This is a genomic window from uncultured Methanobrevibacter sp. (genome assembly GCF_937881195.1).
GTDB lineage: Archaea > Methanobacteriota > Methanobacteria > Methanobacteriales > Methanobacteriaceae > Methanobinarius.
The window spans coordinates 1-16,926 of the sequence record NZ_CALGFC010000005.1; the positions used below are offsets into that span (position 1 = coordinate 1).

Sequence of the window (16,926 nt, forward strand, 5' to 3'; positions counted from 1 at the left end):
CTATGGGAATTTCATTTCGCTGCCAGCCCTTTTTATGATTATTGGGCATTTTTTTTGTTGCTTATTTTTTATTATTATGTTTTTATTATTTATTTATTATTCGGTTTAATTATAACCTATTCTTTTAAAAATACTCTTTTTGATTATATTCATAATAAAAATTCTTTTTTAAATTATAAATTAATCTATTCCTTATTATTATAAATTTATTATTTTTATAAATTTATTATTTTGAAAATTAGTAAGTTATTAATATTGAATTTTTTTTAAAAAGAGATTTATATCTATTTTTATATAAATATAGATAAATGCTGGATTTTTAAAAATAAGTTATTTAAATAAAATATTTAAAATTTAATTTATTAAAATTTAATTTATTTAATCTATTCTTGTATATTTAATTTATAAATTTTAAATATTTTATTTAATTTCAAAATATTTTATTTAATTTCAAATATTTATTTAAATTTTAAATATTTAATTAAATTTTCAAATATTTACTTTTAATGGATGTTTTATAAAGGGTATTTTTTATTATATTACTAATTGATTTATTATAAATTTTCATACCATCCTTTAGGAGTTTCTTCTTTAAATGTTGGTTTTATATAACTTCGATAAATGGTTTGCATTATTACTTTAATCATTGAACTATGTTTAATTAAATATTTGGGTCTTGTGTAAAATTTTATATATGCTTTAGCTAGTTTTCTTTCCACAATTTTTTTACTTAATCCTAATTTTTCATAGTTAATAACAGACTTTAATACAGTATAATCATCCCAATTTTCACTTTCTAGTAATTTTTCTTTTTTTAATTTATTATATATTGGAGTTCCAGGAAATGGTGTTAGTATTGAATATTGACAATAGTCAGGATCAAGTTTTATTGAAAAATTTATAGTATCTTCCATCTCTCTTGTTGTTTCTCCAGGATATCCTAATATAAAAGACCCTACAATATTAATACCCAAATTTTTCGCTATCTCAAAACCTTTTTCTGCTTGTTGAAGTGTAATCCCTTTTTTCATTAAATTTAAAACTCTTTGTGATCCTGATTCGACACCACAATATAATGTACTCATACCTGAAGATTTAAGGGTTTCTAAAAGAGATTTTTGGATTGTATTAACTCTTGAGGATGCAACAAAATTAATATCTAAATTTCTTTTTTTAATTTCATTAGCTATATCTTCTGCTCTTTTTTTATTTAACATAAATATATCATCTAAAAAAGCTATATCTCTTACTTTATACTTATAAACTAATTCTTCAAGTTCGTCAACTACATTTTGAGAACTTCTTGTTCTAAATTTTTTACCCATAATAAGTGATGAGGAACAGTAATCACAAGAAAAAGGACAACCTCTACTTGTTATTATTCCTCCTGATTGACTTGAAAGTTTGTATGATTTAAAGTCTACGAGATGTCTTGCAGGGAAAGATAATTCATCTAAATTTTTTATTAATGGCCTAGGTTCATTTAATCTTATTTTGTCGTTGTTGTCTTTTTTATTATTATAAATATTTTCTTTATACTTATCTTCTATTTCATTTTCCTCTGTTTTAAGTTCATTATCTATATCTTCAAAATTTAAGTTATTAATTCTTTTTTTATAAGCTATTCCTTTAATATCTCCTAAAAATGAATCATAGTCGTTATCTACATTTTTCAAATAAGTATCTATTAATTCTACAATTGTTTCTTCCCCTTCTCCTATAACAACAACATCGAGACATAATTCATTTTTTAAAGTTTCTATTGGTCTGAAAGTTGTATGTGGTCCTCCTATAATTGTTAGAATGTTTGGGGATTTTTTTTTAATATTTCTAATATATTTTAGTGCCTGAGTTATAGTTGCAGTGGTTGCAGTAATAGCTACAATTTTTGGGGCTATTTTTGAAATATATTCATTTATTTTTTGAGTACCAATTTGATATAAATCGTCATCGAATATTTTCACTCCAATTGATGCTTTTTCAAGTGCTCCTGCAAGATACATTAAATTTAGTGGAGGAACGCTGAGTCCTAACCCATTTTTCACAACGGTTTTATCCATAGGATTTATCAATAATACGTCTGTATTATTCATTTTTTAACCTTTAATTTTAATTTTACTAATATTTTAGTTCTAAAATTAGTTTTTCAGTATCTATTTCATGAATATTTAAATTTTCCTCTTTATTTATGGTGGCTTTTAAGATTTCCCATTCTTTTTGATTGTTTATACATCCTGGATCAGGAGCTAATACATCTTTAAAATAATTATATGCTCTTGCTCTACAACCTCCACAAATATTTTGAGATTCACAATTTCCACAATTTCCTTTTAATAATTCTTTATTTCTTAATTGTTTTAAAAGATGATTTTCTTTCCACATTTCTTCAAAATTATCGTTTAGAATATTTCCTATTTTTACTTCTTCTTCATGTGGGAAAAAAACACAGGGGTATATATCTCCATTAGGTTCTATATTTATATAAAATCTTCCAGCACCACAACCTCCTATAAATTCTGCAATTTGAGCTATCATTGGATTAGTGTATTCTGGATTATAAAAATGAGTGGGTACAACTTTTTTTTCATTATTTTGATTTTCATATAATTCTCTAATTTCAATATTTTCATCATAATTGTTTTCATTGCTACTTAAATTAAACTTATCATTTGAACTTTCAAATGTATTTTGTGAAATTCTGCTATTTCCCTCTGATGTTATTGCTTCAGCTACTGCTGCATATTGTGGTGCTGTTGATAATATTTGCATTTCGTCGGTATTTTCATTATATGCCTTTGCAAGTAATTTTTCTCTTTCTTTTGGTGATATGTCCATGTTTGATATCTCACTTCCATTTCCTGTTGGTATGAAATTATATAACATAAACCAATCTATTCCTAAATCTTTTAAAAAATCTATCATTTCAGGAATTTCTTTTATATTATGTTCAGTTACAGTAGTAGCCACTTCTACAAAAATTCCAAGATCAACAAAGTTTTTTATTGATTCTACTGCTCTTTCCCATGCACCATTAACTTTTCTAAAGCTATCGTGTGTTGTTGGATTTATTCCATCTAAACTAATTTGAACAAATCCTAATCCTTCTTCTACAAATTTTTTAGCTTTATATCTGTCTCTTAATGTATAGCCATTAGTAGCTATAGCTGGAAACATTCCATTATCACTTACTGTATGTATAAATTCTATTATATTTGGATGTATTGATGGTTCTCCTCCAGAAAAAGCTATTGATGTGACTCCTGATTTTGACATATTGTTTATGCCATTAATTATCTGATCTTTTGAAAGTTCTCCTTTAGTTTTTGTTGAAGCACTTTCATAACAATGAATACACTTCATGTTACATTTTTTTGTAATATTCCAAACAACTTGGAATGGAGCACCAGGAACAAAAGGTTTATTTACTTTAAAAATAGTTATTCCTTTTATTACACTAGCTAATCCTTTAACCCAATAATCATCTTCCATTTTATCCTTAAATTCATCGGATGATACTCCAAAACTTGTAGTCCCTTTTTCAATTATATATCCAACAATTCTTGAAAGTATTTTACAACTATTGCATACATTATCTGTTTTCCCAAGGTAATAATTTAGAGAACTTTCAAGCTTTGTAGCATTGTCTTTTTCACAATAACCTAATGTTCTTTGGAGTAAACGGTTTGATATTGGGTTTTCAGCTACTTTTTTAAATAATTTAATCATTTTCTCCATTTCTAAATCATCTTCATAATTATGTGCATCTGATTTCATATAATCCCCTTTTATTTTAATATTTTTTTAATTTTGCAAATAAAAATTATAAAAATAATTTTAATTAAACTGAAATCTAAAGAAAAATTGAAAATGAGTAGATGTATTAGATAAATTATAATAATATTATGGTAAAAATAGATTGATGATAAGTTTACATTATAATAGCGTTTCCATAATATTTTCTAAATAAATATGCATGGCTAAGTATATTATAATTATTGTTTAAAAACTTCAAATAATGGGTTCAAATTAGCAATAAATGAATAGTAAAAATAAAAATGTTAATTTAGATGACTAGGAAGCTTTTTAAACTATAATATTATTATAATTTACTATTTACATCTAGTCGATCTTGCAATTGTTTTTAGTACATTATTATTCCTCTAATATATATCCAATACTTTTTTTATAATATTTGTTTATATTAGTTATGTACAGATATTTGTTATCCTATTTATTTATAATTTACTATTATATGATAATTAATTAAGAGTAATGATAATTACTATTCTGTATATAATATATATTTTCTTTTATATTTAATTTATAAAATATAAATTTAATTTATAATTTTAAAATATAAATTTAATTGATGATTTTTTATTTTTAAAAAATACTAAAAAATAAAAAACTTTTTGATAATTTTTATTTTTTTGATTATAATTATATTATCTATTTTTTGTTTATTAAGAAAATATATAAAAATGATTAATAATATAACAATAGTTAATTTCATATAATAGTGTATTTACTGATTCATATAATATTTTTAAATTAATAATATATCTCATAAAATTTAAAATATAAATATTATATATTTTAAAAAACATTAAATTTTGAAATATTAAAATAAATAATAAGTTATTAAAATAAATTTTGAATTATCAAATACATTTTAAATTCAAATTAATAAAATTTTAATGAAGTAATAATAACTTTGGAGTAATCTCATGTCATATAAAGTAGCTATAGCAAGTAATGATGGTGTAAATGTTAATGAACATTTTGGAAGAGCAGAAAAGTTTTTAATTTATGAAATCCATGAAGATGAAACTTATGAATTATTAGAAACTCGAAAAGCTAATGCTTCATGTGTTGGAGATGGAAATAACGGTAATCAACGAAATAAAGTCATAAAATTAATTTCTGATGTTCAAGTGGTTCTTGTTGCTAATGTAGGCCCTGGTGCAATCGATGACTTGATAATAATGATATAAAACCTTATGCAACTTCTTTTACAATTGAAAATGCTTTGAATGAGCTTATTAAGATTGATAATGGTTAAAAACTCCATAATATAAATTAAAATCTGTATTTTATAATAAATATATTTTTATTTATTATAATCTATTTTTTTACATTCTATTTTTAAATAATTTTTAAATAATTTTTTAATATTCGCATATATTTAATAATCTAGATTAAGGAGATAATATTAAACATATAATGTTGAAAATGTTTAAAATTTAATTATTAATCAAACTATAAATTATTAGTAATTATTATATATAAATAAAATCTTAAATTATAATAACTATAATTATAATAATAATAACAATTTTAATAACAATTTTTAGTGATTTTATATGAAATTCAGATATTTAATGTTAACCTTCTTGTTTTTTTCTTTTATATTCTTATTTATTAACTCAGGATTTGCAACACAGTACAATGTAAATAATCAAAGTTCTTCGGATGATTTAAATAATATTATAAGCTCAATGCAAGATAATGATGTTTTATTTTTTGGAGATGGAATATATCAAAACAAGTCCATATATATAAGCAAAAATAATATAAAATTAGATGCAAACCCAGGTAAAGTATTATTAATAGGTTCAGATTATGATAAATCTTATTCTGATAATACAGAATCTATTGGCATTAAAATTAATGCAAATAATATTACTATAAGAAATATTAATATTTCTAATTATTATAATGGTTTATTCATTAATGGATCGTATAATAATATATATAATTCAACTTTTGCTGATTGTGAAGATGGAATATATATTTATAATCCTTACTATGATTCTTATATTTATAGTAATTATAATAATATTGATAATGTTAAGTGTGTTAACAATAAAAATAATGGAATTTTATCATTTGGAAATTTTAATCAGTTTTCAAACTTGACACTTAAAAATAATTATGATGGTTTATGGATTATTGGTAAGAATAATACTTTAAATAATATTTTTGCAGATAATAATACAAACACAGGAATTACGCTTGATAATTCTCTTAATTATAATATTTTATTAACTGGTTATAATAAAATTTACAATATTTCTTCTACTAACAATTCTTATGGATTAAATGTTGATGGCGGAGGATATAATAACATTTCAAACTCTTATTTTATTAATAATGATTTAGCTTTACATTTTACATTTTCAAAATATAATAATATCTACAATGTCAAATCTTTTAATAATTATGAGGGAATAAGTTTCGATTATTTAGATGATCCTGATACTGAAAGTTGTAATCATAATAATGTTTATAATTCCATATCTAACAATAATTCTGGAGATGGAATATTTATTAGTGGAGATTATAATAGTGTTTATAATTCTACTGCTAATAATAATTATTTCGGAATCTTTTTATATGGAATATATAATAGTGTTTATAATTCTACAGCTAATAATAATGGCATGTATGGTATTCATCTTTATAATGGTGAGAAGGTAGGTATTAATAATGTTTATGGTTCATTAGCTAATAATAATACTTATTTTGGGATTTCTATTGACGGAGGAAATGCTTCTGTTTTTAATTCTACTGCTAATGATAATGGAGGCTCTGGATTTTATTTACATGGAAACAATATTAATCTTAATGATTCAATAGCTATTAACAATTCTTATGGAAATAAATTAGATTGCTGGGGGCCTTATGCTGGAGTATGCATAGATGGAGATTATAATATAATCTCTAATTTATTAATTTCAAATAATACTGCAGGTATTCAAATTGGAGGATCAAATAATACCATAATTGGAAATAGGATTTTTTTATAATAATGTTTCATTTAGATTTGAATCAATGGAGATGAGTGTTTATAATAATAAAATTAATTTTAATTATATTTCTAACAATACTAATAATTTTTTCATTTTTGAAGAACTTTCAGTAAATAATATATCTGCTAATTTTAATTATTGGGATGGATTAGAGCCTTTAAATACTTATTCAAATTCAATTAATACTTTTTATTATATAAAAAATATGACTGCTTCAATTAGTTTTAACAAATTTATTATGGGTAATTTTACTAATTTTATTGGGGATAATATTACAATAAATTATTTTTTTATTCTGAATACTCCTTTTAATATGAATTTACCTGAAGGTATAGCTAAAATAGTCTATAATAATGAGGCTCATTTCTTAAATGGCAATTTGACAGATAAGATCAATATTACTTTACTTGATAAAGAAAATATTTTCTCATTTTTCTTTTGTGGAGTTAATTTTAATGATTTAATTTTTACTGCTTTATATGAAAGCTTTTTAAACATAAAACCAATTAAAATTGCTAATTATGGAGATATTATTAATATAAATGGTACTTTAACTAATAGTTTAGGGGTAATTAATGGTAAAATTTATATTAAAATTAATGAGTCAAATACTATTGAAGTTGATGTTATTGAAGGCTTTTGGGAATATTCTTTTAATAGTAATATACTTAATATAGGAGATAATATTAATGTAAGTGTTAATTTTATGGGAGATAATGATAATAGTCCTATTATATCTACTTCCTTATTCAATATATCTTTTTCAAATACAAATACTAGTATAATTGTCCCATCAAAAGTTCTAATTAATGAAACTGTTCTTATTACTGGGAAATTAAAAAATTATATTGGAATTAATATGTTGAATGTTACTATCAATGGTTTTAAATATCATGTTTTTGTTGATAATAATACAGGTATTTGGAGTTTAAATTATATTCCAACTAAAACAGGAAATATTTTAGTTGTTGTTAGTTTAACTAATAATACTTTTTTTAAAGACTTTATAAATACTACTATTTTGAATGTTTTTAAATTTAAAACCCAAATAACTCTTTCCCTATATAAATTATCATCTAATGGGGAAATCACTATCAAAGCAACTCTTAAAGATTTATATGGTAATGTGTTAACTGGCAAAAGGATTTATTTTTATTATTCTTCTAAAAAGATTGGTTTTGCTAAAACTAACAATAATGGGATAGCTACTTTTCTTTATAAAAATTCCCAGTATGGACTTAAATCATTTAAAGTTAATTTTAATGGAGATTTAATTTATAATATTTCTAGTAATGTTAAAGATATGAAAATTCAAGCTATTATTTTAAAAAATCATCTTAAGAAAAAAGGTAATTATTTGATTATTACCACTGGTTTGATTAATAAATATTCCAAATCATTGTCATTTAAAATTTATTATAAATTACCTAATGGTTTTATTATTAAGAATGCAAAATTAGCTAAAATTTCTAAAAGGGTTACTTCCAATGTTAAGTTAACATATAATAATAAAAAAAGAATTATATCTATTAGTTTTACTAGTTTTAAGAGATTTAGAACTATTTCCAATTCTAAGATTTATATTAAGATTAAAACTAAAAAGAAGGGTTATTATAAGATATTAAATTTGATTAAACCTAAAAATCTTGTTTTAATTAATAATTCTAACTTTGAAAAAATTAAAGTATAGATTCTAATTTAAAATCTTTCTTCTATTTACTATATTTTTTAATATTTTTTTAATAGTCAGTTATATATTTCAATAATTATTTACAAATTATTATTATGAAATATATAGCTTTCCTTAGAGGAATTAATGTTGGAAAAAATAAATTAATTCTTATGGAAGATTTAAAAAAGTTATTTGTATCTATGGGATTTAAAAATATTAAAACTTATCTTAGAAGTGGAAATGTAATTTTTGAAAATATTAATATTAATGATAATTGTAATAATTATAATGAGGGTAATATTAATAATATCTCTTCTAAAATTTCTGAAAATATTGAAAATTCATTTGGTTTTTGGGCAGAATGTATTTTACTAAGTGAAAAAGAGATTTTTTCTTTAATCAATAATAATCCATTTTTTGATAATACCTCTCATGATAATTCAGAAATTATAGGATCAATAGGATTTACAGAACCAATAGAATCTTTATATATTACTATTTTTAAGAATAAAATTGATAAAAATCTAGCTGAAAAATTGGTTAAAGACTCTAAAAATAATGTGTCTGATGATAAATTTTCAATATATGAAAAAGAAATTTATTTAGCTTGTAAAAATGGATATCATAAAACCAAATTTAATAATAATTATTTTGAATTAAAGTTGGATAATATAGCTACTACTAGAAATTTTAAAACAATATTAAAGATTAAAGATCTTTTAATTTAGTTTAAAAATTATATAATTATATTTTTAGACTAAATATTTTTTATATTTTTTTATGATTTGATTTATTTAGTTTATTATATTTTTTATAGTTTTTAGAGAATTTAATATAAAATGGAGGATTTTCATATATTGTTGATAGGTTATCTTTGAGGTTTAATTACTAATACATTATGTAAAGTTTTATATGATACTTATTCATATATTATTAATTACTTTATTATAAATGATAATTTGAGTTAAGATTATTTTTCTATTAAGATATTCTTAGTATTATTATTTTGATAATAATTTTATTAAACAATATTAATCTGTAAAATATGTTTAATAAATTTTTAATAGGCTATTATTCCATAATAGGCTAATATTTTCTTAATAAGGATTTACTTAATTTTTAAAATATTGAATGTGATTTTCATGAATATTGCAAATAGAAAAGGAACAAATAAATGGGGGCCTGCAATTGTTGCTTGTATGGCTATTTTTATCATAGTTTTAGATATGTCGGCAATGAATGTAGCTATAACAAATCTTGTAACAGATTTAGATACTACATTAACAACTATTCAAGCAATAATAGCTATGTATGCATTGATCATTGCTTCTTTCATGTTGATTGGTAGTAAAATTCAGGATATAATTGGCAGGAAAAAATCTTTTTTATTAGGGATTTCAATATATGGTGTGGGAACTCTTATAGCATCATTAAGTGTTAATGCTGGAATGCTACTTATTGGTTGGGCCATACTCGAAGGTATTGGTGCTGCATTAATGCTACCAGCTACTACTACGATTATTGGAGTTAGCTATGAGGGTAAAGATAAAATTAAGGCATTTGGAATATGGGGTGGTATAGCTGCAATGGGATCAGCTGTAGGTCCTATATTCGGAGGATTTTTCACTAATTTTGTATCTTGGAGGATGATATTTGGAAGTGAATTTATCGTAGTGCTTATAATAATATTCTATAGCTATTATATTAAAGATTCAAAATCTATTCTTAAATGGAAAGAATTTGATTATGTGGGGGCTATTTTATCTGTAATCTCTCTTATTATTATTGTTATGGGATTATTAATATTCAATGATCCTACTAAATGGGATATTATTCCGGGTGTTCTATTTATTGGTATTGCTCTATTTGTTATATTTTTATACTGGGAAAAGAGAAGAATCCGTTCAAACAAAAAACCTTTATCTGACGTTGCATTGCTAAAAAATAGAACTTTCTCTATTGGTATTGTAGCCTCAGTTTTTGGACAAATTCCATTAGCAGGATATTTATTCATAATGCCTGTTTTTTTACAACAAGTAACACATATCGATGCTTTCATGACTGGTGTTATTTTACTCCCTTCATCTATAGCTGTAATGATTTTATCATTGATGGGTGTTAAAATGACAGAATATATTCCAGCTAAATATGTTGTATGTTTAGGATTCCTTATATCTGCATTAGGTACTTTTATATTAGGTGGAAAATTCTCTGCAACTATGAATCCATATAGTGTTATTCCAGCTACAATTATTTTTGGTGCAGGAGTAGGTATGATATTATCTCAATTGACTAATTATGTTATGTCTGCAGTTGATAAAAGCAAGGGTTCTGATGCTGCAGGACTATTAAACACCTTCAAAAATTTAGGTTATTCTATGGGAACTGCTCTTATAGGTGTTTTACTTATTGTAGGTGTCATTGGAGGTTTAAGTATTTCAATTGAAGATTCAGGGCTTGGAACAAATTTAACAAAACAGGAACTTAATAATGAACTTCTTGTATATGTCGAAAAAATGCAAACTGGAACTCCAGAGAAAATTCCTCAACAATATCAAGATGATGCATCAAATTTGATTTCTGAAACTATTAGTATGGCGATGAGTTTAATATTTAATATATTGACGTTGATATTTATTGTTGGTGCAGCTATTAGTTGTGTTATGCCAAGGATTAGAATTTCGAAAGATTCTCCTCCTGGTGCCTAATAATCAGGATTAATAATATCTATTTAAAATATAAAAGAGAATAAAAATGAATATTGAATGATATTTAAAATGAAATAATAAATTGAAATAATCGAAAAATGTTTCAAAAAATAATTTATTTATAAATAATTTTTTAGATTAATTTATTTAGGTTAATTTTATTTAAGTTAATTTTATTTAGGATTAATTTATAAATTAAAATTGATTTATTTAGATTAATTTTATCTAAAATTAATTTATTTTGTTTAAATATTATAAAAATAGATTTATTAAAAATTTTAACATATATAATTCTTATTATTTTTATTCATTTAATAATTCTTTTATTTTTTATCCATTTTTTATCCATTTTTTATCTATTTTTTATCTATTCTCTATCTAATTTTTCATTTTTTCAATGTTTTTTATTCGGATTTTCAGGAAACCATCCTTTTTTCACTCTTTCTTCTTGTTCTATAATTTCATGTATGCTCCATAATAATGTAAATCCTAAAACTCCTATTAATGCAGAAATTATTATATTATTCATAAATAAAGATAGTATTAATGATATTATCCCTAAAATTAAAAATATTGGCCAAATCTTTTTACCTATATAATACTCTCCTTTTATAACAATTGGGTGGAATATTCCTATTATTATAAAAGTACAAATTCCGATAATTATTCCTTCAAAATACATAATAATATTATTTATATTCTATCTAAAATTTCTTTTTATTAAATTATTTTTATTATTATTTTTCATTACTATTTTTATTTTTATATTGATGATGAAGTACATAATGAATTAAACGAGTTGATTATTATTATTAATAATAATAAATATAATGTTTTTAATAGTAATGTTGATAACCGGATTGACTATTTGTATGATAAAAATATAATATTTCCTTTATTTATACAATATTTATCAATTTCCTTTTTTTTAAACAAATCATAATTTTTAATTACATCAATATTAAATCCCACTGATTTTAATTTGTCTGTAAAGTCAGCACCATATCTTCTTAAATGATCTGCCTGTCCATAATATTTTAATCTTAGTTTTGGAGTATTATATTCTTCTTTTTCTAATGTTTCATCAATATTACAAGATATAGGAACTAGTGTAATCACAATTCCATTATTATATTTAGGTTTAACTACTCTGTAAAGTTCACTCATAGCTTTTATATCATCGGGGACATGTTCTAAAACATGTGAATTATATATTACATCAAAATAATCATCTTCATAAGGAATATTCTGTATATCTACCTTTTCCTTTATTTTTCGGGATTTTGAAATATCTACTGGATAATAATCAATATTTTTGCAATTAGAGAAAATTTCATAAAAAATATTTTCAGGTGCAAAATGTAATAATTTAATTTTCTTATTAAAAATATCAGATTTTTTTAAAAAATAGTAAACCATTCTATGTCTTTCTGCAGAATTACAATGTGGACACAATGCATTTTTTCTTGGAGGATTTCCATATGGTTTGAATTCTAAACTATTTTTTTTACATATGGGGCAATGTTTTTTAGGTGAAAATATATTTTTTATTTTATTTTTTATTTGCATTGTATCATCTCTTTATATATTATTTTATATTTATTATTTATTATATTAATTTTTTTATAAAACATTAAATATTTTTTATAAATTTTTATCAAATGCTTAGTGTTAACTATCAATCTTTTAAAGTAATCTATAAGCTTACAATCAAAAATAAGTAAATATAAAATAGTATAAATATGTTAAAAATAGTAAAATTTTTGCATAATCATTTTAAAGATTATAAAAGATAAAAATTATAAAAAAGATTATAAAAGATTAAAAACTATAAAAAAGATTATAAAAAATTAAAAACTATAAAAAAGATTATAATTGTTAATAAAAAAGAAAGGAGAAAAATAAAATCTCAAAGGTACCTTACATCAGATAAATGAATTGAAAGGTAATTTTTTTTGAAAAATAGATTTTATTAGGGTTTTTTTACATATTTTCTATTTGTCTTTTTTCTAAAAGGATGAAAAACTAATTATTTACTAATAAAATAATGAAAAATTATGTATTAATTATTATTAATGTTATTATGTCAATATAAACATTTTATCATAGAACTTTAAGAAAACTTTTTATATAACTTCAAACCCATTTATATATTATGAGTGATAAGTATTGTTTTTATAATTTATTGATTTAAAAATTTTTATATAATTTTAAAATGCCTTTTTATACAATTTAAAATGTTATTTAAAAGGTTAAATATGTAATAAAATTATTATGCAGTACTTTAAATATCATGAATTTATAAATTAGTTCAATTTTTATATGTTATATATTTATTCATGTATATTTTTATTTAATATATATTTTAAATATATAATTTAAATTATTTTAAATTATTTTAAAATTGTCTTAAATTATTTTAAATTATTTTTTAAAATGATTTAATTTTTAAATAGTTTAAAAATAATATTTTATAACTTTTATAGGTGAAATTATGGCGCAATATGATGGTAATCAACCAATTTTTATCTTACCTGAAGATACTCAACGTTTCTTAGGTAGAGATGCTCAAAGAATGAATATTATGGCAGGAAAAATATTAGCTGAAACTATAAGAACTACTTTAGGTCCTAAAGGTATGGATAAAATGTTAGTCGATAGTATGGGTGATGTTGTCCTTACCAATGATGGTGTAACTATTCTTCGTGAAATGGATATAGCTCATCCAGCTGCAAAAATGCTTGTTGAAATAGCTAAAAATCAGGAAGATGTTGTTGGAGATGGAACCACAACTGCTGTTATTATAGCTGGAGAACTTCTTAAAAAAGCTGAAGAACTTCTTGATGATGGAATACATGCTACAACTATTGTTAGAGGTTATAGAGAAGCTTTAATTAAAGTTTATGAAATTCTTGAAGATATTTCTCTTGATTCTAAAGACCAAGATACTCTCATGAATGTAGCTATGACTGCTATGACTGGTAAAGGCTCAGAAAAAGCAAAAGAACCATTAGCAGAACTTATAGTGGAAGCTGTTCTTAAAGTTGAAGAAGATGGGGAAGTTGATAAGAAAAATATTAACATACAAAGAGTTTCTGGTGCTAGTGTTGATGAATCTGAAATTGTTAATGGTGTTCTTGTGGATAAAGGCAAAGCTGATCCTAACATGCCGAAAGAAGTTAAAAACGCTAAAATTGCTTTATTGAAATATCCATTAGAAGTTAAAGATTTAGAAACTGATGCTAAAATTAATCTCACTAATCCTTCTCAAATGCAAGCTTTCTTAGATAATGAAGAACAAATGGTTCGTGAAATGATTGATAAAGTTGTTGATTCTGGAGCTAATGTCCTTTTCTGTCAAAAAGGAATAGATGACATGGCTTTACACTTACTTTCTCGTGCAGGAATTCTTGCAGTAAAAAGAACTAAAAAATCTGACATGAATCGTCTTTCAAAAGCTACTGGTGCTAGAATAGTTACAAACATTGATGATCTTTCTAGTGATGATTTAGGTGAAGCAGGTATTGTATATGAGAAAAAAATATTTGATCAAATGATGATATTTATTGAAGAATCTAAAGATCCTAAAGCGGTTTCAATAGTTCTAAGAGGAAGTACTAGACATGTTACTTCTGAAATAGAAAGAGCTTTAGAAGATGCATTAGGTGTTGTAGCTGCAACTTTAGAAGATGGAAAAGTTGTTATTGGTGGAGGAGCTCCAGAAATAGAAATAGCTCGCCAACTTAAAGAATATGCAGAGACAATTAGTGGAAGAGAACAATTATCTATAAATGCTTTCGCTGAAGCAATTGAAATTGTTCCAACTACTTTAGCTGAAAATGCAGGTTTAGATACTATTGATATTCTTGCAGACCTTAGAGCTGCTCATGAACAATCTCCTTTTATGGGATTAGATGTCTTTGAAGGTGAAGTTACTGATATGAAAGTTGCAGGTGTAGTTGAACCTCAAAGAGTTAAAAGACAAGCTATTCAATCAGCTGCAGAAGCTACTGAAATGATTCTAAGAATAGATGATCTTATAGCTGCAAGAGGTGCTCTTGAAGCTGTAGATAAAGATGATGCTTTAGATGATGGTGGAATGCCTCCAATGGGAGGAATGGGTGGCATGGGTGGCATGCCTCCAATGATGTAATTATTTTCACTATTTTTTAATTTTTTATCTTTTTTTATTTCCTATTATTTTTTATTTCTTATTCTATTTTTATTCTAATTTTTTCTTATTTATTTTTAAAATCAATAATTTTCTATTTCTTAATTATCATTAATCTAATAAATTTTTAATATAATCTTTTTTTTTTAGTTTTTTCATATTACTAATTTAATTATAATTTTTTTTAAATTTTTAAATTTTTCATAGTTTTTAAATTTTTCATGTTTTTTAATTTTTTTAAATTAATTATAGAAAGAATATATATCTTTTGGAGTATTGTTGGATATTAAATATAATTATTAATCTATAGTTTCTATATTAGGTTCTATAAATAATATATAAAAAAACTTATATTCAAAGAAGTTCTATTAATACTGTAAGTAATATTTGAATATAAATCAAATCATATTTATATTACTTGCTTATTTAATAATTACCTTTTAAATAGTTTATTTTTAAAAATATTAGGAAAAATATGTTATTTTATCCTATTGAATCAATTTCTTTTATTTTAATTGATATAATAAGAGAAATCTTTCTGAAAAAGCAAATTAAAAATAAAAAAATAAAAAAAAAATAAACAAAAGAAAGCAATTTTTAAATTTACTATTTTAGGTAGGTAGAGTAACATGGAAAGGAAAAATAAACTTATTATAGCAATTGCAGTTGTAAGTGCAATTGGAATATTAGCTGTAGCATGGGGTACTTTCTTGCATGGTCCTGATTTGTCTTCAGGAGATAGAAATATATTAGTTTTAGCTGGTGACAAAACAGAACAGCCAGGTGGTGCTGTGGACATGGCCTTTATGGTCACATTGGAAAATGGTAGTATAAAAAATTATACTGCAATATATCCTGGAGGAAAAACACATCCTACACAACCAGCACCAGGCAATCTTCAAGGAAAAATGCTTCTCCATGATTGTTTGTGGAATGGTCAAGAACAAGGTATGCAGTATGCAAAAGAAATTGTAGAATCAAATACAGGAATGCATGCTGATGCTGTAGTCGTTGTTTATAACGAGGGATTAGATTCAATTATAAATTCAGTCGGCCCACTTAAAATCGATGGTGTAGAAACAAATCTCAGTGCAACAGATATTATACGAGAAAATGATAACTATTCTGGATATAAGGGTAGAACTAGTGCAATTACTGGGACTATGTCTAGAGGTGATGCGGTTATGGTATTAGTTAAAGCACTTTCACAAGCTGCTGAAGATCCAGATAAAAAGAATACTATGGTTAAAACAGCTTTAAGTGAATATTCTAAAGGAAATATTTTAATGACTCCTAAAGGATCATTTATTGGGCTAATGAGCACTAAAGGATTTGAAAAACTCCTGTAATCTAAAAATAAATTTTTAAAAATAAGTTAGTCTTTAATAGGCTAACTTAATTTATATATAAATTTTAATAAAAGTTTTTTATTTTTAATATATTTTTTATTTTTATGGTTTAGAAAGTTATTTAATCTTTTAAAAACTATCCTATTTTAATTTAATTTTATTTATTTTTCTAATATTTATAATAGCAAAAAGAAATTAATTTTTTTCACTTAAA

At 23.1% G+C, this 16,926-nt stretch carries 11 protein-coding genes; 7 read left to right on the forward strand and 4 right to left on the reverse strand.

Annotation, left to right across the window (positions count from 1 at the left end; all coding sequences use genetic code 11):
• Positions 1-554: 554 nt before the first annotated feature.
• Together Q0087_RS00370 and Q0087_RS00375 are read right to left on the reverse strand one after the other, a co-directional pair.
• A complete protein-coding gene (locus tag Q0087_RS00370) occupies positions 555-2,093 on the reverse strand; it encodes a B12-binding domain-containing radical SAM protein (protein WP_297897057.1) in 1,539 nt (512 codons plus the stop codon).
• 25 nt (positions 2,094-2,118) lie between these two features.
• Complete coding sequence (locus Q0087_RS00375) at positions 2,119-3,774, reverse strand: radical SAM/SPASM domain-containing protein (RefSeq protein ID WP_297897060.1); 1,656 nt, start codon at positions 3,772-3,774, stop codon at positions 2,119-2,121.
• A 953-nt stretch (positions 3,775-4,727) separates the two neighbouring features.
• Between Q0087_RS00375 and Q0087_RS00380 the strand changes: the two genes are divergently transcribed.
• The 5 genes from Q0087_RS00380 to Q0087_RS00400 all read left to right on the forward strand — a co-directional run bounded on the left by Q0087_RS00380 (position 4,728) and on the right by Q0087_RS00400 (position 11,192).
• Positions 4,728-4,994 carry a NifB/NifX family molybdenum-iron cluster-binding protein gene (locus Q0087_RS00380; protein ID WP_297897064.1) on the forward strand — a complete coding sequence of 89 codons (267 nt, stop codon included), beginning with the start codon at positions 4,728-4,730 and terminating at the stop codon, positions 4,992-4,994.
• Between the two features lie 369 nt (positions 4,995-5,363).
• Positions 5,364-6,809: a right-handed parallel beta-helix repeat-containing protein gene (locus Q0087_RS00385; protein ID WP_297897069.1), complete on the forward strand. Its 1,446-nt coding sequence runs from the start codon at positions 5,364-5,366 to the stop codon at positions 6,807-6,809.
• 31 nt (positions 6,810-6,840) lie between these two features.
• Positions 6,841-8,502: an Ig-like domain-containing protein gene (locus Q0087_RS00390; RefSeq protein WP_297897075.1), complete on the forward strand. Its 1,662-nt coding sequence runs from the start codon at positions 6,841-6,843 to the stop codon at positions 8,500-8,502.
• Positions 8,503-8,597: 95 nt separating this feature from the next.
• Positions 8,598-9,212: a DUF1697 domain-containing protein gene (locus Q0087_RS00395; RefSeq protein ID WP_297897077.1), complete on the forward strand. Its 615-nt coding sequence runs from the start codon at positions 8,598-8,600 to the stop codon at positions 9,210-9,212.
• Between the two features lie 414 nt (positions 9,213-9,626).
• Positions 9,627-11,192 (forward strand): MFS transporter, encoded by a 1,566-nt coding sequence (locus tag Q0087_RS00400; RefSeq protein ID WP_297897080.1) that lies wholly within the window; start codon positions 9,627-9,629, stop codon positions 11,190-11,192.
• A gap of 394 nt (positions 11,193-11,586) precedes the next feature.
• On the opposite strand, the gene Q0087_RS00405 is transcribed toward Q0087_RS00400, so the two are convergent.
• Positions 11,587-11,874, reverse strand: a complete 288-nt coding sequence (locus Q0087_RS00405) for a DUF4491 family protein (RefSeq protein WP_297897084.1) — start codon at positions 11,872-11,874, stop codon at positions 11,587-11,589.
• 182 nt (positions 11,875-12,056) lie between these two features.
• Positions 12,057-12,761, reverse strand: a complete 705-nt coding sequence (locus tag Q0087_RS00410) for a class I SAM-dependent methyltransferase (protein WP_297897088.1) — start codon at positions 12,759-12,761, stop codon at positions 12,057-12,059.
• Positions 12,762-13,686: 925 nt separating this feature from the next.
• On the opposite strand from Q0087_RS00410, the gene thsA reads away from it, so the two are divergent.
• On the forward strand, positions 13,687-15,345 hold the full coding sequence (gene thsA, locus Q0087_RS00415; RefSeq protein ID WP_297897091.1) for a thermosome subunit alpha: 1,659 nt from the start codon (positions 13,687-13,689) through the stop codon (positions 15,343-15,345).
• A 647-nt stretch (positions 15,346-15,992) separates the two neighbouring features.
• Positions 15,993-16,712 (forward strand): DUF4012 domain-containing protein, encoded by a 720-nt coding sequence (locus tag Q0087_RS00420; protein ID WP_297897093.1) that lies wholly within the window; start codon positions 15,993-15,995, stop codon positions 16,710-16,712.
• The last annotated feature ends 214 nt before the right edge of the window (positions 16,713-16,926 follow it).